General features: G+C 73.2%; 23 protein-coding genes and 1 riboswitch. Of the genes, 14 read left to right on the top strand and 9 right to left on the bottom strand.

The features are described 5' to 3' along the window. The first annotated feature begins 212 nt into the window (after positions 1-212). Positions 213-1,304: a glycosyltransferase gene (locus tag E1262_RS28895; protein ID WP_203454667.1), complete on the top strand. Its 1,092-nt coding sequence runs from the start codon at positions 213-215 to the stop codon at positions 1,302-1,304. Between the two features lie 270 nt (positions 1,305-1,574). Beyond that, positions 1,575-3,248 carry a CTP synthase gene (locus E1262_RS28890; RefSeq protein WP_203454665.1) on the top strand — a complete coding sequence of 558 codons (1,674 nt, stop codon included), beginning with the start codon at positions 1,575-1,577 and terminating at the stop codon, positions 3,246-3,248. On the opposite strand, the gene E1262_RS28885 is transcribed toward E1262_RS28890, so the two are convergent. Beyond that, a complete protein-coding gene (locus E1262_RS28885) occupies positions 3,245-3,784 on the bottom strand; it encodes a TetR/AcrR family transcriptional regulator (protein ID WP_132107795.1) in 540 nt (179 codons plus the stop codon). The genes E1262_RS28890 and E1262_RS28885 overlap by 4 nt on opposite strands. A 73-nt stretch (positions 3,785-3,857) precedes the next feature. Between E1262_RS28885 and E1262_RS31155 the strand changes: the two genes are divergently transcribed. Continuing rightward, positions 3,858-5,396, top strand: a complete 1,539-nt coding sequence (locus tag E1262_RS31155) for an MFS transporter (RefSeq protein WP_238993094.1) — start codon at positions 3,858-3,860, stop codon at positions 5,394-5,396. Positions 5,397-5,407: 11 nt separating this feature from the next. Further along, complete coding sequence (gene rpe / locus E1262_RS31150) at positions 5,408-6,076, top strand: ribulose-phosphate 3-epimerase (protein ID WP_203454655.1); 669 nt, start codon at positions 5,408-5,410, stop codon at positions 6,074-6,076. 140 nt (positions 6,077-6,216) lie between these two features. Here the strand turns inward: rpe and E1262_RS28875 are convergent, their stop codons facing one another. The 5 genes from E1262_RS28875 to E1262_RS28855 are packed head-to-tail and all read right to left on the bottom strand — an operon-like array spanning position 6,217 to position 11,315. Then, entirely contained in the window at positions 6,217-7,668 is a 1,452-nt protein-coding gene (locus tag E1262_RS28875; RefSeq protein WP_132107794.1) for a HAMP domain-containing sensor histidine kinase, read from the bottom strand. Continuing rightward, complete coding sequence (locus E1262_RS28870) at positions 7,665-8,360, bottom strand: response regulator transcription factor (protein WP_132107799.1); 696 nt, start codon at positions 8,358-8,360, stop codon at positions 7,665-7,667. Before E1262_RS28870 ends, E1262_RS28875 begins: the two co-directional genes overlap by 4 nt. After that, positions 8,357-9,592, bottom strand: coding sequence for a hypothetical protein (locus tag E1262_RS28865; RefSeq protein WP_203454653.1), 1,236 nt, complete (start codon positions 9,590-9,592; stop codon positions 8,357-8,359). The genes E1262_RS28870 and E1262_RS28865 overlap by 4 nt, the downstream gene beginning before the upstream one ends. A gap of 11 nt (positions 9,593-9,603) precedes the next feature. Next, complete coding sequence (locus E1262_RS28860) at positions 9,604-10,404, bottom strand: ABC transporter permease (RefSeq protein ID WP_132107793.1); 801 nt, start codon at positions 10,402-10,404, stop codon at positions 9,604-9,606. Further along, positions 10,401-11,315 (bottom strand): ABC transporter ATP-binding protein, encoded by a 915-nt coding sequence (locus E1262_RS28855; protein ID WP_132107792.1) that lies wholly within the window; start codon positions 11,313-11,315, stop codon positions 10,401-10,403. The genes E1262_RS28860 and E1262_RS28855 overlap by 4 nt, the downstream gene beginning before the upstream one ends. A gap of 356 nt (positions 11,316-11,671) precedes the next feature. Between E1262_RS28855 and E1262_RS28850 the strand changes: the two genes are divergently transcribed. From E1262_RS28850 to E1262_RS28810, 9 genes are all read left to right on the top strand, one after another. Beyond that, positions 11,672-12,295, top strand: coding sequence for a Uma2 family endonuclease (locus tag E1262_RS28850; protein ID WP_162606136.1), 624 nt, complete (start codon positions 11,672-11,674; stop codon positions 12,293-12,295). Between the two features lie 149 nt (positions 12,296-12,444). Continuing rightward, positions 12,445-12,587: riboswitch (FMN riboswitch) on the top strand. A 137-nt stretch (positions 12,588-12,724) separates the two neighbouring features. Continuing rightward, positions 12,725-13,804, top strand: a complete 1,080-nt coding sequence (ribD, locus tag E1262_RS28845) for a bifunctional diaminohydroxyphosphoribosylaminopyrimidine deaminase/5-amino-6-(5-phosphoribosylamino)uracil reductase RibD (protein WP_420810571.1) — start codon at positions 12,725-12,727, stop codon at positions 13,802-13,804. A gap of 4 nt (positions 13,805-13,808) precedes the next feature. Next, positions 13,809-14,438 carry a riboflavin synthase gene (locus tag E1262_RS28840; RefSeq protein WP_132107789.1) on the top strand — a complete coding sequence of 210 codons (630 nt, stop codon included), beginning with the start codon at positions 13,809-13,811 and terminating at the stop codon, positions 14,436-14,438. Then, positions 14,435-15,700: a bifunctional 3,4-dihydroxy-2-butanone-4-phosphate synthase/GTP cyclohydrolase II gene (locus tag E1262_RS28835; protein ID WP_132107788.1), complete on the top strand. Its 1,266-nt coding sequence runs from the start codon at positions 14,435-14,437 to the stop codon at positions 15,698-15,700. The genes E1262_RS28840 and E1262_RS28835 overlap by 4 nt, the downstream gene beginning before the upstream one ends. Beyond that, positions 15,697-16,173, top strand: coding sequence for a 6,7-dimethyl-8-ribityllumazine synthase (gene ribH / locus E1262_RS28830; RefSeq protein WP_132107787.1), 477 nt, complete (start codon positions 15,697-15,699; stop codon positions 16,171-16,173). The genes E1262_RS28835 and ribH overlap by 4 nt, the downstream gene beginning before the upstream one ends. Positions 16,174-16,255: 82 nt before the next feature. Further along, entirely contained in the window at positions 16,256-16,519 is a 264-nt protein-coding gene (locus E1262_RS28825) for a phosphoribosyl-ATP diphosphatase (protein WP_132107786.1), read from the top strand. 1 nt (position 16,520) lies between these two features. Next, positions 16,521-17,372: an ATP phosphoribosyltransferase gene (hisG, locus tag E1262_RS28820; protein WP_132107785.1), complete on the top strand. Its 852-nt coding sequence runs from the start codon at positions 16,521-16,523 to the stop codon at positions 17,370-17,372. A gap of 92 nt (positions 17,373-17,464) precedes the next feature. Beyond that, positions 17,465-17,983 carry a SigE family RNA polymerase sigma factor gene (locus tag E1262_RS28815; protein WP_132107784.1) on the top strand — a complete coding sequence of 173 codons (519 nt, stop codon included), beginning with the start codon at positions 17,465-17,467 and terminating at the stop codon, positions 17,981-17,983. Next, positions 17,980-19,302, top strand: a complete 1,323-nt coding sequence (locus tag E1262_RS28810) for a hypothetical protein (protein WP_132107783.1) — start codon at positions 17,980-17,982, stop codon at positions 19,300-19,302. The genes E1262_RS28815 and E1262_RS28810 overlap by 4 nt, the downstream gene beginning before the upstream one ends. Here E1262_RS28810 and E1262_RS28805 read toward each other — a convergent pair. The 3 genes from E1262_RS28805 to E1262_RS28795 form a co-directional block, all read right to left on the bottom strand. Beyond that, positions 19,299-20,129 carry an MOSC domain-containing protein gene (locus E1262_RS28805; RefSeq protein ID WP_132107782.1) on the bottom strand — a complete coding sequence of 277 codons (831 nt, stop codon included), beginning with the start codon at positions 20,127-20,129 and terminating at the stop codon, positions 19,299-19,301. The genes E1262_RS28810 and E1262_RS28805 overlap by 4 nt on opposite strands. Before the next feature lie 31 nt (positions 20,130-20,160). Then, entirely contained in the window at positions 20,161-20,760 is a 600-nt protein-coding gene (locus E1262_RS28800) for a uridine kinase family protein (protein ID WP_132107781.1), read from the bottom strand. 71 nt (positions 20,761-20,831) lie between these two features. Beyond that, positions 20,832-22,088: an amino acid deaminase/aldolase gene (locus E1262_RS28795; RefSeq protein WP_420810570.1), complete on the bottom strand. Its 1,257-nt coding sequence runs from the start codon at positions 22,086-22,088 to the stop codon at positions 20,832-20,834. Between the two features lie 198 nt (positions 22,089-22,286). On the opposite strand from E1262_RS28795, the gene E1262_RS28790 reads away from it, so the two are divergent. Continuing rightward, a complete protein-coding gene (locus tag E1262_RS28790) occupies positions 22,287-22,796 on the top strand; it encodes a SixA phosphatase family protein (RefSeq protein ID WP_132107780.1) in 510 nt (169 codons plus the stop codon). The last annotated feature ends 185 nt before the right edge of the window (positions 22,797-22,981 follow it).

Below are 22,981 nucleotides of genomic sequence, written 5' to 3'. Positions count from 1 at the left end.
CGGCTGGGCGGTGGCGTCGGCGTTCGGCCCGGGTGGGGCGGTCGAGCTGGTGCTCGCCGGGCTGCTGGTGGCGGTGGCGGTGACGGTGGTCGCTGCGGCGCTGGCGTGGCCGGTCCTCAAGACGCTGCGCCCATGATCATCAAGGATCGACCCCGTCCTGGTGTGGTCGATCCTTGATGATCACGGGGACTGGGACATGGATGGGAGTGGAGATGAGGCTGACGATCGTCGTCGGCATGACGGCGGGGGGCGTCGGAGCGCACGTGCGGTCGCTGGTGGAGCGACTGGGCGGGCTCGGCATCGAGGTCGGCGTGGCCGGACCGCCCGAGACCCAGGAGCGGTTCGACTTCACCGGCGCCGGCGCCAGGTTCGCGCCGGTCCGGATCGGCAGCGCGCCGAACCCGCCGGCCGACCTCGCCGCGGTGCGAGGCCTGCGCCGGGCGTTCCGCGGCACCGACGTCGTGCACGCGCACGGGTTCCGCGCGGCCGCGTTGTCCGGGCTGGCCCTTGGGCGGCGCCGTCCCGGCCGGGTGCCGCTGCTGGCCACCTGGCACAACGCCGTCCTCGCGACGGGACCGAAGCGGGTGCTGATCGGCGCGCTGGAACGGCTGGCGGCGCGCCGGGCGGACGTGACGCTCGGCGTCTCGTCCGACCTGGTGGCCCGGGCCCGCGAGCTCGGCGCGCCGGACGTCCGGCTGGCCCCGGTGGCGGCACCGCGCGTCCAGCCCGCGAAGCGCGACGCCGACGCCGTCCGGGCCGAGCTCGGAGCGGTGGACCGGCCGCTGCTGCTGGCGGTCAGCCGGCTGGCCGAGCAGAAGGGCCTGGACGTGCTGCTGGCGGCCGCGCGGCGGTGGCGTGAGCGCACCCCGTCGCCGCTGGTCGTCGTCGCCGGCGGCGGGCCGCTGGAGGACGAGCTGAGCCGGGCCATCGCGGCCGACGACCTGCCGGTGCGGCTGCTCGGCCACCGGTCGGACGTCCCGGACCTGCTGGGCGCCGCGGACGTCTACGTGCTCACGTCCGTGTGGGAGGGCCGCCCACTCGTCATCCAGGAGGCCATGCAGGTGGGCGTGCCGGTGGTGACGACGGCGGCCGGCGGCGTCCCCGAGCTGGTGGGCGACGGCGCGCAGGTGGTACCTGGAGGCGACGCCGTGGGCGTGGCCAACGCCGTCAGCGCCCTGCTCGACGACCCGGACCGCCGGGCCGAGCTCGGCGAGCGCGGCCGGCGCCAGGCCGCCACCTGGCCCGACGAAGACGACAACGCCCGGCTGGTCGCCGACCTGTGCCGGGACCTCGCCGGGCGTTGACGCATGCTTGGCCCGCCCCCGCCAGCCGCGAGTCCGGCGGGGGCGGTGGCCACCACGGGGGAAAGTGGCCGAAGCCAAACGTACCGGATCAAGATCGGCAAGCCACCCTGATCGGGGAAAGATCTCATGACGTTCTGTGACGGCGTACAACGGCTGCGGCGAGTCGGCCCGGACAGGGTCGAGAGACTGTTAGGCTGGAGGTCCGTGGAACAAAGGTTCAGCGCTTCGTCGCCGAGCCGCCAGCTGACGGATTGACCACGGGAGCCCCTCTTGGCCTTGCAGCCGACTACCCATGTGTTCGTGACCGGAGGAGTCGCCTCCTCCCTCGGCAAGGGGCTCACCGCCTCCTCGTTGGGGAGCCTGCTCACCGCGCGCGGCCTGCGGGTCACCATGCAGAAGCTCGACCCCTACCTCAACGTCGACCCCGGGACGATGAACCCGTTCCAGCACGGCGAGGTGTTCGTCACCGAGGACGGCGCCGAGACCGACCTCGACGTCGGCCACTACGAGCGCTTCCTCGACCGCGACCTCAACAAGTCGGCCAACGTCACCACGGGTCAGGTGTACTCCGACGTCATCGCGAAGGAACGGCGCGGCGAGTACCTGGGCGACACCGTCCAGGTCATCCCGCACATCACCAACGAGATCAAGGACCGCATGCTCGCCATCGGCGACGGCGAGTTCGACGTCGTCATCCACGAGATCGGCGGCACCGTCGGCGACATCGAGTCGCTGCCGTTCCTCGAGGCCGCACGGCAGGTCCGCCACGACGTCGGCCGCGAGCGCTGCTTCTTCCTGCACGTCTCGCTGGTGCCGTACCTCGCGCCGTCGGGCGAGCTGAAGACGAAGCCGACGCAGCACTCCGTCGCCGCGCTGCGCCAGGTCGGCATCACGCCCGACGCCATTGTGTGCCGGTCCGACCGGCCCATCCCGCCCGGCGTGAAGAAGAAGATCTCGCTGATGTGCGACGTCGACGCCGAGGCCGTCGTGGCAGCCGTCGACGCGCCGTCCATCTACGACATCCCGAAGGTGCTGCACACCGAGGGTCTCGACGCCTACGTCGTCAAGCGGCTCGGGCTGTCCTTCCGCGACGTCGACTGGACGGCGTGGGACGAGCTGCTGCGCCGCGTGCACCGCCCGCGCCACGACGTCACCGTCGCGCTCGTCGGCAAGTACGTCGACCTCCCCGACGCGTACCTGTCCGTCACCGAGGCGCTGCGGGCCGGCGGGTTCGCCAACGACGCCAAGGTGCACATCCGCTGGGTCCCGTCCGACGAGTGCGAGACGCCCGAGGGCGCGGCGGCCCGGCTGAGCGACGTCGACGGCGTCGTCATCCCGGGCGGGTTCGGCATCCGCGGCATCGAGGGCAAGATCGGCGCCATCGGCTACGCCCGCGAGCACCAGATCCCGACGCTCGGGCTGTGCCTGGGCCTGCAGTGCATGGTCATCGAGTACGCCCGGTCCGAGGCCGGCCTGATGCAGGCCAGCTCCGCGGAGTTCGACCCCGACACCCCGGAGCCGGTCATCGCGACCATGGAGGACCAGAAGGGCATCGTCGCCGGCGAGGGCGACCTGGGCGGCACCATGCGGCTGGGCTCGTACCCGGCGGTACTGGGCGAGGGGACGCTGACCCGCGAGCTGTACGGCGCGAACCGCGTCACCGAGCGGCACCGGCACCGGTACGAGGTGAACAACGAGCACCGCGACCGCCTGGTCAAGGCCGGGCTGGTGGTGTCGGGCACGTCGCCCGACGGCACGCTGGTCGAGTTCGTCGAGCTGCCCCGCGACGTCCATCCGTTCTTCGTCGCCACCCAGGCGCACCCGGAGCTGAAGTCGCGGCCCACCCGTCCGCACCCGCTGTTCGCCGGGCTGGTCGCGGCGGCCGTGAGCCGACAGCAGGAGACGCAGCTGCCGGTCGACGTCGAGCCGGCGGTCGTCTCCTAGGCGGTCTTCGCGCCCGCTTCGCGGGTGAGGCGGTGCCGGACCTCGTCCAGCAGGGCGGGGTCCGGCATCGGCAGCCCGGCCAGCGCGCTGAGGTACAGCCCGTCGCCGACCAGCCGGACGATCTCCGCCGTCACCGGGTCCTTCACGTGCTCGCGGAGGATCTCCGCCCACCGTACGAAGCAGTAGATGACCAGCTCACGGGCCTCGTCGCTGGCGATGTCGCTGGAGCGCAGCGCCGCCAGCAGCGACCAGTAGACGGGGCCGTCCTGCGACGTCGGTACCGACGTGCGCAGGAAGAAGTCGACCACGTCGTCGGAGGCCAGCGCCTGCTCGAACTCCTCCTCGACGCCCTCGGCCAGCCGCCGGGCCAGGCCGGTGATCAGCGCCTCCTTGGACGGGAAGTGGTAGAGCAGGCCGCCCTTGGAGACGCCGGCCTTCTCGGCGACGGACTCCAGCGTCACCGCGTGCAGGCCCGTGTCGACGAGGATGCGCTCGAGCGCGTCGAGGATGCGGTCGCGGGAAGAGGGGCGTGGCACGGGGAAGAAACCTCGATTCTGACGGTGTTACTGTACCGTCTGGACGGTTTAGCTTACCTCGGAGGGATGCGCGATGGCGATGACCGAGCGGGAGCGGGTGCTGGCGGGACCGCGCGAATGGGGCGCCCTCGTCGTCCTGCTGCTGCCGGTGCTGCTCATCTCCATCGACATGACGGTGCTGAGCTTCGCCGTGCCCCACCTGAGCGAGGACCTCGCGCCCACCGGCACCGAACTGCTGTGGATCGTCGACGTGTACGGCTTCATGATCGCCGGGCTGCTGGTGACGGCCGGCACGCTGGGGGACCGGATCGGCCGGCGCAAGCTGCTGCTGACCGGCGCGACGGCGTTCGGCGTGGCGTCCGCACTGGCGGCGTACTCGACGTCGCCGGAGATGCTGATCGTGGCGCGGGCGCTGCTCGGCGTGGCCGGGGCGACGTTGATGCCGTCGACGCTCTCGCTCATCCGCAACATCTTCCACGACGTACGGCAGCGGACGCTGGCGATCGCGATCTGGGCGACGATGTTCTCCGCCGGCGCCGCGCTGGGGCCGATCATCGGCGGCTGGCTGCTCGAGCACTTCTGGTGGGGCTCGGTCTTCCTGGTCGCACTGCCGGTGCTGGCGCTGTTGCTGATCTTCGCTCCACTCCTGGTGCCGGAGTCGAAGGATCCCGCGCCCGGGCCGTACGACCTGCCCAGCGCCGGGTTGTCGCTGGTGGCGATGCTGCTGGCGGTGTACGGGATCAAGGGGCTGGCCGCGGACGGGCTGTCGTTCGGGTACGGCGCTGCTCTGGTGGCGGGGGTGCTGGTCGGCGTGGCGTTCGTCCGGCGGCAGCGGCGGCTGGAGACGCCGCTGCTGGACCTCGGGCTGTTCGCGCGGCCGGCATTCCGGGCCTCCGTCGTGACGAACCTGCTGACGACGTTCGCGATGATCGGCGCGCTGTTCTTCATGACTCAGTACCTGCAAATCGTGCTGGGCATGGAGCCGCTGCGGTCCGGCCTGGTGCTGGTGCCCGGCCTGGCGCTGGCGATCGTCACCGGGATCGTCGCCGTGCCGCTGATGCGCCGGCTGCCGATGCCGTGGCTGCTGTTCGGCGCGCTGCTGGTGGTGGCGGCCGGCTTCGCGCTGATGGTGCTGGCCGGCCGCGGGTTCGGCCCCGGGCTGGTGATGGTGGCCTTTGTGCTGGTCGGCGGCGGTGTCGGGCTGGTGCAGACGATCACCAACAACGTCATCATGGCCACCGTCGACCCGGCCCGGGCCGGTGCCGCCGCGGCGGTGTCGGAGACGGCGTACGAGGTCGGCGGCGGCTTGGGCACCGCGGTGCTGGGCAGCCTGCTGACCGCGGTGTACGGGTCGTCGCTCGGCGTGGTGAGCGGGGTCGACGGCGCGACGCTGGCGCAGGCGCGCGAGACCCTGGGCGGCGCGGTGGACGTGGCCGGGTCGCTGCCGTCGCCGGTGGCGTCCGCGCTGGTGGCGGCCGCCGAGGACGCCTTCACCCGTGCCGTCGAGGTCACCAGCGTCGTCGGGGCGCTGGTGGTCGTGGCCGCCGCCGTCCAGGCGCTGGTCGTGCTCCGGCATCATCGGTCGACGGTGGCCGCCGGCTCGCACGGGTAGCCTGGGCGACCGTGGGGATTCAGATCGCGCCGAGCATCCTGTCGTCCGACTTCGCCAATCTCGAGTCCGAGATCGCCCGCCTCGGCGACGCCGACCTCGTGCACGTCGACGTCATGGACAACCACTTCGTCCCCAACCTGACGCTCGGGCTGCCCGTCGTCGAGGCGATCCTGGCCCGCACCGACCGGCTCGTCGACTGCCATCTGATGATCGACGACCCCGACCGGTGGGCGCCCGGGTACGCCGAGGCCGGAGCGCACAACGTCACGTTCCACGCCGAGGCGGCCGCCGCGCCGGTCCGGCTGGCCCGCGAGCTGCGCCGGCTCGGCGCCCGCGCCGGCGTCGGGCTGCGTCCCGCCACGCCGATCGAGCCGTGGGCCGACCTGCTGCCCGAGATCGACATGCTGCTGGTCATGACGGTCGAACCCGGCTTCGGCGGCCAAGCGTTCCTCGACGTGTGCCTGCCGAAGATCCGCCGGGCGCGCGAGCTGGTGTCGCGGTCCGGCCTGGACATCTGGATCCAGGTCGACGGCGGCGTGTCGGCCGAGACGATCGAGCGCTGTGCCGACGCCGGTGCCGACGTGTTCGTCGCCGGGTCGGCCGTCTACGGCGCCGAGGACGCGGCTGCCGCCGTCTGCGACCTGCGCGAACTGGCGGCGAAAGCGGCGCGCGGCCACTGAGCCCGGCGCGGGCCGGAGCGGACGACGCCATGGGGCGCGCGCCCAGCTGTTGATCTTGGAGTAAGCGGGGAGATGCGGCCCTGTTTGTCCGTTAGATCCCCCGTTTACTCCAAGATCAACATGGGCCGTGTCGGCTCGGCTCAGGCCCGGGTCCAGGCGGGGAGCGTGAGCCGGAACCGGGCGCCCTGGCCGAGCCGTGTGCGCAGTTCGACGTCGCCGCCGTGTGCCCGGGCCAGCGAGCGGGCGATCGCCAGCCCCAACCCCGCGCTCGCGCCGCCGGACCGGTCGCGGGAGCGGTTGGCCCGGTAGAACCGGTCGAAGACGCGGTCCGCCTGATCCGCCGTCATGCCCGGGCCCTCGTCGACGACGTCGAGCACGGCCCGGCCGCCGATGGTGCCGACGCCGATGCGGACCGGACTGCCCGGCGGGGTGTGGGCGACGGCGTTGCCGACGAGGTTCGCGACGACCTGCCGTAGCCGGTCCTCGTCGGCGTCGACCGGGGCCGGACCGGGTGCGCCGGTGCCGTCCGGCCCGGTGAGCTCGACCGGGCGGGACGGATCGAGGGTGCGAAGGTCGTGCCGGGCGTCGCCGGCGAGCGTGCGCAGATCCATCGGGGCGCGGTCGAGTTGCCCCTCGGGCGCCTCGTCCAGCCGGGCGAGCAGCAGCAGGTCCTCCGTCAGCGCCGTCAGCCGGGTGGCCTCCCGGTCGATCCGCAGCATCGCCGCGTCGACGTCGGCCCGCTCGGGCAGCGCGCCCATCCGGTACAGCTCGGCCGAGCCCTTGATGCCGACCAGCGGCGTGCGCAGCTCGTGGCTGACGTCGGACAGGAATGTGCGCATGCGCGCCTCGGCGGCCGCGCGGTCGGCGAAGGCGCGCTCCAGCTGGCTGAGCATGGTGTTGAGGGACTCCGCGAGGTGCCCGATCTCGGTGCTGGACGCGGCGAGGCCGGGGACCCGCTGGGTGAGGTCGCCGCCGGCGATCGCGGCCGCGGTGTGCTCGATCCGGCGCAGCGGCCGCAGCCCTCGCCCGAGCGCGAGCCAGCCGATCGCCGTCAGCAGGACCAGCAGCACGGCGCCGCTGACGATGCTCGTGATCCGGAGCCGGTCGATCGTGGCGTCGGTCTCGTCCAGCGGGGCCGCCGCGATCACCGTCCCCTCCCAGCCTGTGGCCGGCATGGCGACCGCCCGCCAGCGTCCGTCGCCGTCGGCGGAGGGCAGGCTGACCGGCGTCCCGTCGGCGGGCAGGCCGGTCAGGTCGCCGGCGGCCGGGAGCTCGCCGCTGTCCAGCCCGGACGTGCGCAGGCCGCCGGCCACCGTCCCGTCCGCGTCCAGATACACCAGGTACGGAGCGCCGATGAGGTCGAGCGCGGCGTCGAGCAGCTCCGGCCGGCCCGTGGCGTCGACGGGGTCGGGCGGTCCGCTGGCCGCGACGCCGGTGAGGATGGCGGAGAGCGAGCGCAGCTGGTCGTCGACCCGGTCGAGCTGGTAGCGCTCCAGATGCCCGGCGACGGCCGCGCTGATCAGCGTCAGACCCGCCAGCAACAGCCCCGACGTGAGCAGCAGCAGCCGGGACCGCAGCGAGAGCCGCCTCACGGCCGCGGCTCCCGCAACACGTAGCCGACGCCGTGCACCGTCTGGATGAGCTTCGGTTCTCCCGCGTCGACCTTGCGCCGCAGATAGGAGATGTAGGTGTCGACGATGCTGGCGTCGCCGCCGAAGTCGTAGCGCCACACCCGGTCGAGGATCTGCGCCTTCGACACCACCTGGCCGGCGTTCTCCATCAGGTAGCGCAGCAGCCGGAACTCGGTGGGGGAGACGCGCACCGGCAGGCCGTCCCGCGTCACCTGATGCCCCGCCGGGTCGAGCGTGAGCGGCCCGGTTTTCAGGAGGTCGGCGGGGTGGCCAGTGGTGCGGCGGAGGATCGCGCGGATGCGCGCTATGAGTTCTTCCAGGTCGAAGGGTTTCGTCACGTAGTCGTCGGCACCGAGCGAGAGGCCGGTGACCTTGTCGGCCTGGCGGTCGCGGGCGGTCAGGAACAGCACCGGCACCGGCCCGTGGCGCCGGCCGGGCAATGCGCGGAGCCGGCGGACCACCTCGAAGCCGTCCATGTCCGGCAGCATCACGTCGAGCAGCACCAGGTCCGGCGGTTCTTCCTGCGCTGTTTCGACGGCCTCCGTGCCGGTGGCGGCGGACGACACCCCGAACCCGGCGAACCGCAGCGCCGCCGAGAGCAGTTCGCGGACAGTCGCCTCGTCGTCGACCACGAGCAGCCGCTGGGACGTCATGGCCGCGCCCGGTCCTTCCACGGTCGCCAGGATACGGAAGCCAGGCGCCGGAACACCTGGACGATCATGATCCCGGCGAGGCCCGCGGCTGCTCCGGCGGCGAGGCCCGTGCCTAGGGCGAGCAGCGGGTCGGCTCCCAGACGCGCGTCGAGGAGCGGCACCGTCCCGCCGAACGCCCCCAGGTCGACGTCCACCCGGCCGAGCAGTGCGAGGCCGGCCAGCCCCGCGCCCACGACCAGGCCCAGCCGCATGACGACGCCCGCCGTACGCGGCAACGCGCGCCGCATGGCGGGCCGCCCGTCGCCGGGATCTCCTCCGGTCAGACGGGCGGGCACGATGATGCCCAGGACGAGCAGCGCCGCTCCGGACACCCCCATCAACGCGCCGGTCGGGGCGATCGGCTCGGCGCCGTCCAGCGCGCAGGCCAGCACGCCGTCAGCCCGCACCGTCAACGGCACGCCGAGCCCGACCGGCAGGGCGCCGGCCACCGCGACCGGTAGCACGAGCAACACCCCTCCGGCTACCGCGGCGCCGCCCGACGCCGCGGCCGCGATCAGTCCGATCAGCGCGATCCCGGCGACCGCCCACCACGCGACGATTCGCGGCCGTCGAGTCGTGCCCCCGAACCGCAGCACCAGCCAGCACACCGCGAGCACGGCCAGCGCGCCGGTCGCCCCGGCCACCGCCACCGGCCCACCGGCCACCGAGAACCGGACATCCAGCGCGTCGAGCGACCCGTCGCCGCCTAACAGCACGCCGCCCGCGTCCGGACAGCCGTCCGCCCCGCCTGTCACCGCTCCGCCCATCGCCGGCGCACTGGCTGTCGCCGGCGCGTCGTTGGGTAGCCGGACCTTCGCGGTCCCGCTGGCCAGCTGCGCCACTGCCAGCAGCCCGGCCGCCACCACGACAGTCGCGACCGCGCCGCGGACGCCCAATCCGTCGCGGCCACGGCGGAGCAGCAGCACTCCCAGCACCGCCGCGCCCACCACCGTGACGCCCAGTGGCATCACCTCGACGCCGGCCTGCAAGGAGATCGGGACGTCGCCCGGCGGGGTCGCGGTGAGCGTCGCCGGGCCGCCCGCGGCCAGGGCGACGACGGCCGCCATCAGCGCGCCCAGGTCGCCTGCCTGGCCGGCGTCGAGCAGGACCAGGCCGGCTGCGGCGACGCCCGCCATCGCGAGGAGGGCCGCCGCGGCCGCGACCAGACCCGCGCCCACGTCCCGTCGCAGCACAGCGATCCGCCTCACACGTCGCGGCGGCTGAACACGACGAACGCCGCGACCAGCACCGCGGCCACGCCCAGGCACATGCCGCCCAGGTTCAGCCAGGGGTGCGGATAGTCGGGATCCGGCACGGTCGCGAACACCGCGGCCGCGCCTTGGGTCGGCCACACGTCGACCAGGCCCTGCAGCCACGACGGGAACAGCCCCGCGAGCGCGGGCACCAGGAAGACGATGCTCACGAGCGTGGCCAGCGCTCCCGCCGTCGCCCGGATGATCGTGCCGAGTCCGGCCGCGAGCAGGGCGATCGCCGTCAGGTAGAGCCCGCCGCCGCCGATCGCGGAGAGCACGCCGGGATCACGGAGCGTCGCGGAGGGCACGTCCTGCGCGCTCAGCACCGCCTGTCCGAGCAGGAACGACGTGAGCATCAGCACCTGACCGGCCGCGACGGCGACGGCGGCGGCCACGACCACCTTCGCGGCCAGCAGCCGGTGCCGGCGCGGCGTCGCCATCAGCGACGTCTGCATGAGTCCGGTGGCGTACTCGGACGTGACGATGAGGATGCCCAGGACGCCGATGATCAGCTGGGCGACGATGTACGTCGTCAGGCTGAGGTTGGTCGGGTCCCAGGCGGCCCGCTCCGCGGCGGTCGCGTTCGCGTAGTCGGTCCCGGCCGAGCTCATCGCGAGGGCCGTGATGCCGAGCCCGACCAGGAAGAGGCAGGCCAGCGTGGACCAGGTGGAGCGCAGGCTGCGGAACTTGACCCACTCCGCGCGCAGGGTGTCCGCGAATGTCACCGTGGGCGCAGTGGCGACCGTGCTCATGCGGCCCTACCCTCGTACTCGACACTGTCCCTGGTCAGCTGCATGAAGGCGTCCTCGAGCGAGGCTCGCTGCGGGGTGAGCTCGCTCAGGGCGACGCCGTGGAAGGCGGCGAGCGCGCCGATGTCGTCGCTGCTCATGCCGGAAATGACGAGGGACGACTCGAGCCCTTCCCGGACGGCGGCCCCGGCGGCGGTCAGCCGCACCGCGAACGCGCCCGGCTCCCGCGTGCGGACGAGGACGGTGCCCTCGCCGTTGGCGCGCAGGAACTCGCTCATGCCGGTGTCGGCGATGAGCCGGCCCCGGCCGATGACGACCAGGTGGTCGGCGCTCTGCGCCATCTCGCTCATCAGGTGGCTGGAGACCAGTACCGACCGGCCCTCGCGGGCGAGCGAGCGCATGAGGTCGCGGATCCACCTGATGCCCTCGGGATCGAGCCCGTTCACCGGCTCGTCGAAGATCAGCGCCTGCGGGTCACCGAGCAGGGTCGCCGCGATGCCGAGCCGCTGCCGCATGCCCAGCGAGAACCCGCCGGCCCGCTTGCCGGCCACACCCTCGAGCCCGGTCCGCGCGAGCACCTCGCCGACCCGGCGGCGCGGCAGCCCGTTGCTCACGGCGAGAGCGAGGAGGTGGTCGCGGGCGGTCCGGCCGCCGTGGACGGCTCCGGCGTCGAGCAGCGCGCCGACGGTGGTCAGCGGGACCGGCAGGTCGCGGTAGTGGCGGCCGCCGATCCTCACCGTTCCCTGCGTCGGCGTCGCCAACCCCGTGATCATCTTCATCGTGGTGGACTTTCCGGCGCCGTTCGGCCCGAGGAACCCGGTCACCTGACCGGGCTCGACGCTGAACGACACGTCGTCCACCACGGTGTCGGGTCCGTAGCGTTTGGTCAGCCCACGTATCTCGATCGTCGTCATGAGGCGATCGTGATCGGCCGATCCGGGCGGTTCCGGAGAGCTTCTGGGAGAACTCTGTGAGTCCGGCGCCCGGCCATGCGCGGTCGCGTGGTTCGGCCGGTGGTCGGCCGCTCGGGGCCGCTGGACTCACAGGAAACGCTGGTCGTGTTGGGCGTTCGGTCGGCGCCGAGAAGGGTGGGCGGTTAGCCCTGGAACTTGCCCGGAGCCGCTGGTTTGGAACGGGCAATCTTGCCCGGAAACGGGCAACCGCCGGGCTAGCGCTTCGAGGCGACAGCGGGCGTTCGACCTGCTTAGCGTGATGTGGATCGCGGATCGTCCGTGCACCGCCGCCAGGCGTCAACACCCTAGGAGTCCTCGTGAACGCTGCCCAACTGCCGCACCGCGATCTCGGATCGCGCGGCTTCCGCACGTCCGATCTGCACGCCCTGGCCAACGGCGGGTCCCGCTTCGAGCTCATCGAGGGCTGCATCGTCCTTTCGCCCCCGCCGGTCGCCGCCGAGACCGCGGTCTGTCAGTGGCTGGCGAACACTTTCGAGATCGCGAACCGGGGGAGTCCGCTCGTGGTCGATCGCGGCCAGCCGGTGCGCATCGGCGAGTACGACGAGGTGCGGCCCGACATCGTCGTCGCGCACGTGTCGCTGGCCGAGACGACGCCGATCCCGGTCGAGGCGCTGGCGCTCGTCGTCGAAGTGGTGTCGCCGAGTTCGGTGCTGCGCGACATCATGACCAAGCGCGCGCTGTACGCACGGGCCGGTGTGCCCGCGTACTGGACCGTGATCCCGCGGGGCGATCCACCTGGCCTCGTGGTCACCGAGCTGCGCCGCGACGAGTCGACCGCCGTGTACGTGGAGCGGACGCCGGCCACCTCCTCGACGTTCAGCACCGATCACCCCTGGCGCATCACGCTCGACGTGCCGGCCTTTGCCGCTCCCTGGTCGGCCTCGGCGTCGCATGCGGCCGGCAACGAGGAGGTGGTCTGAGCGCGGCGAGGGGTCCTTGGGCTTGGTGAGGAGGCTGTCGGCTCGACGAGGGACCTGCGGATGGTGAGGTGGTTCGCATGTGAGAAGGAACGCAGAGCGTGGTCGGGGAATGCGTTCGGCACGACGGCGGTTACGATTCTAGAGACACGACGCGTGCTCCGGGGTCGGTGAAAGTCCGAACCGGCGGTGACAGTCCGCGACCCGGCCGGCGTCCGCACAGCGGGCGACGGACGGTTGACCCGGTGGAACTCCGGGACCGACGGTGAAAGTCCGGATGGGAGGCAGCACGCGCGGCCGTCTCGGTTGGTCGCGCCATTTGCGCGCGTCCGTATCGCCGAGCCGGCCGTAGGTGGCGCACCCGCGCCCGCCCCGGAGCTCGCCCGACGAGGCGAGGAGGGGCCGGTGGCGAGTCCAGCGGAGCTGGCGGCGATGCGCCGCGCCATCGAGCTGTCCCGGAACGGCGCCTCCACCACACCGCCCAACCCGGACGTCGGCTGCGTCATCCTCGACGCGACAGGCGCGACGGTAGGCGAGGGCTGGCACGAACGTCCCGGCCGACCGCACGCCGAGGTCAACGCGCTCAACCAGGCCGGAGAGCGTGCCCGTGGCGGCACGGCCGTCGTCACGCTGGAGCCGTGCGACCACACCGGACGCACCGGGCCCTGCACTCAGGCGTTGATCGCGGCCGGGGTCGCCCGGGTGGTGGTCTCCGTCGCCGATCCGAATCCGGTCGCGTCCGGGGGAGCGGCCACCCTGCGCGCGCACGGCGTCGACGTCGAGCTGGGCGTGCTCGCGGACGAGGCGGCCAGCGCCAACGCCCGCTGGCTCATCCCGTTCCGTACGCACCGGCCGTTCGTCGTCTGGAAGTTCGCCGCGACGCTCGACGGGCGCAGCGCGGCCGGCGACGGCACGAGCCGCTGGATCACCGGCAAGGAGGCCCGCGCCGACGTGCACCGGCTGCGGGCGGCGGTCGACACCGTCATCGTCGGGTCCGGGACCGTGCGCGCGGACGATCCGCAGCTCACCGCCCGGCTGGACGGCGTCCCAGCGGGCGTGGGCGGGTTGACGGGCGTCGAGGCTGCGACTGGCGACCGGACCGTGGACCAGCCGCTGCGCGTTGTCGTCGACAGCGCCGGCGCGACGCCGGCGACTGCGCGGGTGCGTGACGATCAGGCTCCGACCTGGATCGCGACCGCCGAGGAGGTCGGCGCGACGCCCGACGGCCGGGTCGATCTGACGAAGCTCCTGAACCAGCTCTACGAGCGCGGCCGGCGGTACGCCCTGCTCGAGGGCGGGCCGACGCTGGCCGGGGCGTTCTGGCGAGCCGGTCTGATCGACCGGGTCGTCGGCTACGTCGCGCCCGCGCTGCTCGGCGCAGGTCCGGCCGCGCTGGCCGACGCCGGCGTGAACACCATCGACGCCGCGATCCGGCTCGACGTCACCGACGTCCGGATGGTCGGCGCCGATCTGCGCATCACCGCAACCCCGCGAGAACACAGGAAGGCGTGAGGCAATGTTCACCGGGATCGTCGAAGAACTGGGCGAACTGGTCGCGATCGAAGGCGACGCCGACGACGGGCGGCTCACCGTCCGCGGCCCGAAGGTCGCCGAAGACGCCGTGCACGGCGCCTCGATCGCCGTCGACGGCGTCTGCCTGACCGTCACAGCAGTCGACGGCGACACGTTCACCGTCGACGTCATGCGCGAGACGTTCGACCGCAGCACGCTGGCGAAGCTGACGATCGGCGACGCGGTCAACCTCGAGCGCGCGGTCAGGGCGTCCGACCGCCTGGGCGGGCACATCGTCCAGGGCCACGTCGACGGCGTCGGCACGGTGGTCTCCCGCACGCCGGGCAGCCGCTGGGAGGTCGTGCGGATCGCGGCGCCCGCGGCCCTGCTGCGCTACGTCGCGGAGAAGGGATCGATCGCCGTCGATGGGGTGTCGCTGACGGTGTCCGGGCTCGGCGCGGGCTGGTTCGAGGTGAGCCTCATCCCGACCACGCTGGAGCTGACCACGCTCGGCCGCCGGCAGCCCGGCGACGGGGTGAACCTGGAGGTCGACGTGGTCGCGAAGTACGTGGAGCGGCTCCTGACGACGGGCGATAGCACCACAGGCGAGAACACGACAGGGGTGGGAGCATGACCGTCCAGCTGGACACCGTCGAACGGGCGATCGCCGACATCGCGGCCGGCAAGGCCGTGGTCGTCGTCGACGACGAGGACCGGGAGAACGAGGGCGACCTGATCTTCGCCGCCTCGAAGGCCACGCCGGAGCTGATGGGGTTCACCATCCGGCACACGTCGGGCGTCATCTGCGTCCCGATGCTCGGCAGCGAGCTGGACCGGCTGGACCTACCGCCGATGACGCAGGTGAACGAGGACCGCAAGGGCACCGCGTTCGCGGTCTCCGTCGACGCGCGCCACGGCATCACCACCGGCATCTCGGCCGCCGAACGCGCCCACACGGCGCGCGTGCTGGCTGACTCCGCGACCGAGCCGTACGAGCTCAGCCGGCCCGGGCACGTGTTCCCGCTCCGGGCCAGGGAGGGCGGCGTGCTGCGACGCCCGGGGCACACCGAGGCCGCGGTCGACCTCGCCCGGCTCGCCGGCCTGTCGCCCACGGGCGTGCTCTGCGAGATCGTCCACGACGACGGCTCCATGATGCGGGCGCCGGCACTGCGCGAGTTCGCCGACGAGCACGGGCTGGCGATGATCTCGATCGCCGACCTCATCCGGTACCGCCGGCGCACCGAGCGCCAGATCGAGAAGGTCGCGACGACCCGGCTGCCGACGGTGCACGGCACGTTCACGGCGCACGCCTACCGCGACATCCTCGACGGCAGCGAGCACGTCGCGCTGGTCATGGGCGACGTGAGCGCCGACGAGGTCGGCGACGACGCCGTCCTGGTGCGGCTGCACTCCGAGTGCCTGACGGGCGACGCGTTCGGCTCGCTGCGCTGCGACTGCGGCCCGCAACTGCGCGCCGCGCTGGACCTGGTCGCCGGCGCCGGCCGCGGCGTCGTCGTCTACCTGCGCGGGCACGAGGGCCGCGGCATCGGCCTCGCGCACAAGCTGCAGGCGTACGAGCTGCAGGACGGCGGGCTGGACACCGTCGACGCCAACGTCGAGCTGGGGCTGCCCGCCGACGCCCGCGACTACGGCACCGGCGCGCAGATCCTCGCCGACCTCGGCGTGCGCACCATCGCGCTGATGACGAACAACCCTGCGAAGCTGACCGGCGTCGAGGGATACGGTCTGAAGCTCGCCGAACGGGTCGAGCTGCCGGTCGCCGTCAACCCCGAGAACCTGCGGTACCTGACGACGAAGCGGGACCGCATGGGGCACGATCTGCGCGATCTGCCAGGCTCTGAGGACCCCGCGGAACGAGAGGACACCGGACGATGAGTGGTCAGGGCGCGCCCGAGCTGCAGGTGGGCAAGGTGGGCGACCTCCGGGTCGCGGTCGTCGCGTCGCTGTGGCATCAGCAGGTCATGGACGGCCTGATCGCCGGGGCGCAGCGGGCGCTGGAGGAGGCCGGGGTGCACGACCCGCTGATCCTGCGGGTTCCCGGCTCGTTCGAGCTGCCGGTCGCCGCGGCGCGTCTGGCCCGGGCGAACTACGAGGCGGTCGTCGCTCTCGGCGTCGTCGTCAGGGGCGAGACGCCGCACTTCGACTACGTCTGCCAGGCGGCCACCGACGGGCTGACCCGGGTCGCCGTCGACACCGGCGTCCCGGTCGGCTTCGGCGTCCTGACCTGCGACGACGAGCAGCAGGCGCTGGCTCGCGCCGGGCTGCCGGGGTCCAAGGAGGACAAGGGGTACGAGGCGACCCAGGCCGCGCTGGCCACCGTCGTCGCACTGCGCAACTGCTACGCGTAGACCCAGGCGGTCGCGGGCCGGCGTGTCCGGCCCGTGAACCGCCCCGCCGTCGAGGGGCGCGGTATCCGTACCCTTGTGCGACGTGAAGAGTTTCGATGACCTCTGGGTCGAGCTGTCCGCGAAGGTCGAGTCCGGCGAGGCCGGCTCCGGCACCGTCGAGGCGGTCCGCCATGGGGTCCATCACGTCGGCAAGAAGGTCGTGGAAGAGGCCGCCGAGGCATGGATGGCGGCCGAGCACGAGAGCACCGAGCGGGCGGCGGAGGAGATCTCCCAGCTGCTCTACCACGTGCAGGTGCTCATGCTCGCCCGCGGCGTCAGCCTCGCCGACGTCTACGAAAGGCTCTGAGATGACTCTTCGCATCGCCGTGCCCAACAAGGGCTCGCTCTCGGGTCCCGCCGCGGAGATGATGCGCGAGGCCGGCTACCGGCAGCGCGTCGACGGCGGCCGCGAGCTGGTGCTGCGCGACCCCGACAACGACGTCGAATTCTTCTACCTGCGCCCGCGCGACATCGCCGTTTACGTCGGCGCCGGCACGGTGGACGCCGGCATCACCGGGCGCGACCTGCTGCTCGACTCCGGCGCGTCGGCCGAGGAGCTGCTGCCGCTCGGCTTCGGCGGCTCGACGTTCCGCTTCGCCGCGCGCCCCGGCACCGCCGAGAAGGTGGCCGACTTCGGCGGCCTGCGCGTTGCCACGTCCTACGCCGGCCTGCTCCGCGACTACCTGGCCGAACGCGGCGTCGACGCGTCGGTGGTGCGGCTGGACGGCGCCGTCGAGACCGCCGTCCAGCTGGGCGTCGCCGACGTCATCGCGGACGTCGTCGAGACCGGCACGACGCTGCGCCAGGCCGGCCTGGAGATCGTCGGCGAGCCGATCCTGCACTCCGAGGCGGTGCTCATCGCTCGCACCGACGGCGAGCGCCCCCCGGCCATCGACCTGCTGCTGCGCCGCCTCAACGGCGTCATGGTCGCCCGCGGCTACGTGATGATGGATTACGACATCCGCGCCGACCGGGTCGACGAGGCCAGCGCGCTCACCCCCGGGCTGGAGTCGCCGACGGTGTCGCCGCTGCACCGCGAGGGCTGGGTCGCCGTCCGGGCCATGGTGCCGCGGTCCGAGGCGCAGCGGGTCATGGACGACCTGTGGGCGGTCGGCGCACGCGCCATCCTCGTCACCGAGATCCTGGCCTGCCGCATCTGAGCTTGCGACTCGGCCGCGGCCGATGCAACCTGATGCGGGTCCCATTCCGTCCTACGAAGTAGGCGGGGCGGCCGGGTGGGCGGAGGCGGTGCATGGCGATCGACGAGGCGTCGTACCGGGAGTTCGTGCTGGTACGACGCCGCGCCCTGCTGCGCACCGCCTACCTGCTCACCGGCGACTGGCACGCCGCCGAGGACCTCGTCCAGGAGACGCTGACCAAGCTGTACCTCAGCTGGCGCCGGGTCCGCAGCCGCGAGGACGCCCCGTCGTACGCCCGCCGGACCATGCTCAACGCCTACGTCGACAGCACCCGCCGCCCATGGCGGCGTGAGCAGGCCGTCGCCGTCGTCCCCGACCGGGTCGGCGGCGGCGACCCGGCCGACGCCGGCGACCCGGACACGCGGACGCGGCTGATGACCGCCCTCGCGGGTGTGCCGCCAAGACAGCGAGCGGTGCTCGTGCTGCGGTTCTGGGAGGACCTCTCGGTCGAGCAGGTCGCGGAGCTGCTCGACTGCAGCACCGGCAACGTCAAGAGCCAGACGGCGCGCGGCCTGGAGCGGCTGCGCGAGGTCCTCGGCGACCAGCTCACGGCGATCAAGGAGGTGCGATGACGGACACGCTGAAGGACCTGTTCGAACAGGCCCTCGCCGGCGAACCCGCCAGGCCCGTCGTCCCCGACGAGGACATCGCCCGCGGTCGTGCCCGGCGGGCCCGGCAGAGGCGCCAGCGCTGGAGCGCTGGGGTCGCGGTGGCGGCAGTCGCCTGGCTCGGCGCCCTCGTCGCGCCCGCACTGGTCGGCCCCGACGACGACCAGGTCTCGGCCGGCGACTCGGCGTCGGTCCCCTACGACGAGCTCCCGCCGTTCGTACCCGAGCTGAGCGTGCGGACATCTTTGACCTCCGGCGAGCAACCGGCCTCCGCCGACCCCGGCCGGCTCGAGTCCTCCCACGGTGAATCCGGCGTCGACGGCGCAGCCGGCGTCGAGCCGGCGGCCATGCTCACCGCCGTCCGCGACGCGCTGCCGGCGACGATGTCCCTCGACACCGGGCGGACGTCGGATGCTCCCGCCGTTCGACGGCAGCGCCTGCACTTCTCCGGCGAGCGCGACGGCGTGCCGTTCACGCTGCAAGTCTGGTGGCAGCCCGGCGCCGAGAACGCCATGCATTTCCGTCCGTGTTCCGAACCCGTCGCGGCGTTCAGCCGCACGGCCGTGTGGGACGCGTGCTCCGAGAACATGGACGAGCAGAACCGGTGGCGGGTCATCGGTACCCCGGATGCGCGGCACCGCGTCCTCGTCGTCGACGGCGCTCCCGCGGCCATCACGGTGGCCTGGGAAACCGCCGCCGGAGACGAGCCCGGCGTCGACCCAGCCGCCGTGCTGAGCGACGACGAGGCGGACCGCATCGCCGAGGCGGCCTGGGGCGTGGCCGTCGACTCGGGCCTGCGACTCTTGGGCGCCCAAGGCGGCAACGTCCAGGAGCTGCGCAGTGACTTCGACCTCGGCGCCGTCACGGCGTCGTGGGGGAACGTCGAGGCGGCACTGACGCGAGTCCTCGGCCCGCTCACGCGGGTCCGGCTGGACCAGCCCGATCCGGACCTGCTGGCGAACTGGATGGTCGGCCCGCCGGAGCCGAAGGTGGTCACCGCGTCGTACCGCACGGCCCGCGGCGGGACGGTGGAACTCGCGGTCTGGGCGACCGGTCCGATCTACGGCGCCCTGTGCGCCAACCTGCTCGCCTGCGACGTCTGGCCGGGCAGCCGCGACTACTTCGAACCGCTGCTGAACGCGCCCGCCGATGCCAGGGGCGGCACTGCGCTGGGCGACCAGGGGCAGGCCTACCTGGTGCTGGACGGCGTCGACGGCGATGCGGCCGCGCTGCACCGGGCCGCCATGGAAGCCGTCTTCGCGGTGCTGCCTGATCCGTCCTAGCCGGCGGTGATCTCGACGTCGTCGCCGACGGCGATGCGGCCGGTGCCGTCGGGGACGAGGTTCATGCCGAACCACACCTTGCCGTCCCAGCGGCGGTGCCGGGCCAGGGTGCGCAGCGGCTCCTTGCCGCGCGCCTGGGTGTCGGGGTCGATCGTCGTGAGCACGCAGCGGTCGCACAGCTTGACCGCGCGGAACGGGACGTCGCCGATGCGCAGCTTGCACCAGGTGTCCTCGGTGAACGGGTCGGCGCTGTCGACGACGACGCTGGGGCGGAACCGGCGCATCGGCAGCGGCTCGGCGGGCGGCTCCTCGCCGCGCAGCAGCGCCTCCTCGACGACCCAGTCGTTGAGCTGGACCAGCGACCCGGTGGTGGTGAGCAGCAGCGGGTAGGCGTCGGCGAACGAGACGCGGTCGGCGGGCAGGCCGTAGGCGGGGTTGACCGGCCGCCGGGTGGGGTCGTCGAGCCAGACCAGGCGGACGTCCTCGTCGAGCAGCTTGGCGAACCAGGCGTCGGCGGCGGCGCTGGCCCGGACGGCGTCGAGGGTGTTCTTCCAGATCTGCACCGGGACGTACTCGCGCGACGCCGTGCCGTCGACCTCGAGAGCGGTGGCGTGCGGGCCCTCCAGCCGGATGCGGCCGCGGCCCAGCGGCGTCACCGTCACCCCCAGCAGTGTCGGCCGGACCCGCGCGGTGACGACGTAGCCGGCGTCGTCGACGACCATCCAGCGGCGGTCGTCGGCCAGCCCCCACGGCTCGACCTCGGCCTCCGCCCGCGATGAGCCCCTGGTCGACTTGACGGGGTAGATGGTCAGCTCCACGACACGCACGGCACCACGCTAACGGACAACCCGCTCGTCCTCAGCGCCCGGTTTCCGCGACGACCTCGCGCGACGGGTCGTGCGGGACCGGCGACGCGGTGTCGATGCGCAGGTCGGCGCGCTCGCGGGTGCGTTCGGCGGCGAACAGGGCGGCCTCCTGGCGGGCCCAGCGCTCCCAGTAGGGCCGGAACGCGTCGCCGTCGCGCTCGAACCCGCGGGCCATGCGCACGTCGTGCGGCGCCTCGACCCACAGCAGCAGCGCGAGGTACGGCGCTCCGGGCGTGGAGCCGCTGCCGCAGCCCTCGACGACGAGGACCGGTGCGGCCGGGACGTCGACCCAGCCGGCCCACCGGTCGCGGTGCCAGTCCCACCGCCGGTACCGCGCCGGCCGGCCCTCGCCCAGCGGCTCGAGCACCTGCGAGGCGACGGAGGCAGCGGCCTGCGCGAGCCCGTCCCAGCCGGGGTAGAGGTCGTCCATGTGGACGACCGGCGCGTCGCCGAGCCGCGACGCGAGCCGCGCGGCCAGCGTCGTCTTGCCGGAGCCGGCGGGTCCGTCGACGGCGACCACCGTCGTCCAGCCGGCGCGCGGCCGAGCGGCGCGGACCCGGGCGGCCAGGGCGTCGAACGTGACGATGGGCACGTCACCGGACCTCTGATTTCCTTTCCCTTGCGCGACTCGCCGCCGCCTGGGAATTCGCGGTCGGCCTTGGCCTAGAGAAACGTCTTGCCGTCCCCGCGGTAGGTGGCGATGGTGTCAACCAGCCGTTCGCCGCGCACCAGGTAGTACTGGTCGAACCGCTCGGCCAGCTCCCCGGCCTTGCCGTGCCGGAACCAGACGCGGTCGCCGATGGCGAGGTCGTCGGCGGGGGAGCCGAGCAGCGGGGTCTGCGCCTCGCCGGCACCCTCGTCCTTGTCCAGCGTCAGGCCTTCGGGCAGCCACGGCACCGGCAGGCGGTCGTCGCCGGCCGCGCCGCTGGCGATGTAGCCGCCGCCCGCGACGGTGACGATGCCCGGGCCTGGCCGGCGCACCACGGGCACCGCGAAGAATGCCGCCGGCCGCGGCGAGAAGCTGGTGTAGCCGTCGAACAGCCGCGGCGCCAGCAGCCCGGATCCGGCCGTCACCTCGGTGATCGACACGTCGGACACCGTGCGCTCGACCGAGCCGCTGCCGCCGCCGTTGACGAACTCGAGGTCGGCGAGCTTCCGGACGGCTTCGACGGCCGCGATGCGCCGCTCGGACAGCTCCGCCCACGACCGCTTCTGCATGGAGCGCACCATGCGGCCGCGCCAGCTCCGCCCGGGCGGGGCGTCCTGGACACCGGCGATCTGCGACTCGTAACCCATGACGCCGACCAGCCGGAATCCCGGCCGCGACTGCACCGCGTGCGCCAGCCGGACGAGGTCGTCGACTGTGTGCAGCGGCGACCGCTTCGCGCCCACTCGCATCCGGCCGCCGAACGGCCGCCACGACAGATCCAGCTCGAGGCAGACCCGGATCTCGACCCGCCCGTCGGACGGCGCCACCGCGTCGACGAGGTCCAGCTGCGCGACGTCGTCGACCATCAGCGTGATGCCGGCGGCCAGCTCGTCGTCGCCGGCCAGCCGGGCCAGGCCGCGGCGGTCGGCCGTCGGGTAACCGACGACGACGTCGGAGCTGAGCTCGGTGCCCACGAGCCACAGCGCCTCGGACAATGTCAGCGCCAGTACGCCGTGGAAGCCGTCGCGCCCGAGCACATCGCGCAGCAGCGCCCGGCTGCGCAGCGACTTGCTGGCGACCCGGATCGGCTTGCCCGCCGCTCGCCGGACGAGGTCGGCCGCGTTGACGTCCCACGCCTCCATGTCGATGGCGGCCAGCGGCCCCTCGAACCCGGCCGTGGCCGTGTTGAGCCGGTGCCGCAGATCGGCCCGGGAGCTCGCGACCGGAGGGGTCGGCTCTGGAGCGGCGGGCGGCGGCGGGACGGCGGGCACGCTGGCATCGGCATCGGGCACGGTGATCTCCACAGCGAATCCTTACCAGATCGGGACGATCGTGGCCATGGTGCCATCGCGGGCAAGCGGCGGACGACCCCATCTCGCTGCAAGGTACTAGAGCGACGGCCGACCGCCAGGTCCCAGGCGGCGGCGAGCACCACATGGGAGAGGAAGAATGCCCCTAGGCTTGCGTGGATGGCGAGGACCCTCGTGCTCATCCGGCACGCCAAGGCCGAGCACCCGGACGACCGCGACGACCACGGCCGCACACTGGCCGGCCAGGGCCGTCGCGACGCACCCGAGATCGGCCGCTGGCTGCGCTCACAGGACGTGACGGTGCAGGTGGCCGTCGTGTCGAGCGCCGAGCGGACGCAGGAGACGTACCGGCTGCTGGCGGCCGAGCTGGCGGACGCGCCCGACCCGGTCGTCACCGACGACGTCTACTACGCGTCGGCCGGCGAGCTGCTCGAGATCGTCCGGGCGCTGCCGCCGGAGGCGACGTCGGCGGCGATCGTCGCGCACAACCCCGGCATCGGCATGCTGGCCAACGCGTTGGACGACGGCGACTCGGCGGTCGAGGACACCGCGCGCATGCGCGCCGGCTTCCCGACGTCGTCGGTGGCGGTCTTCTCGGTCGACGGCGACTGGGCGGCGGTCGACCCCGGCGGCGCGCGGCTGGTCGGCTACACCGTCGCCCGCGGCTGACGGACCCGACAGGCGCCGGTAGCCGCTTTCGCCGACTGGGGCGGGCATCTGCCGGTATCGCGGGCATCAGCTCGTGTCGTCACCCTTGGCGCGGGGACCTCACCCGCCTGAACGCCGGATGGCGTGCCTGCGGGTCCCCGTTACGGCCCTCACGCGGGTGAGGTGTCATCCGGGCGGGTGGCGAC

Origin of the sequence: Jiangella aurantiaca, assembly GCF_004349105.1 — a bacterium.
GTDB lineage: Bacteria > Actinomycetota > Actinomycetes > Jiangellales > Jiangellaceae > Jiangella > Jiangella aurantiaca.
Note: the sequence above shows the minus strand (reverse complement) of the source record. Positions and strands in the feature narration are given on the sequence as shown.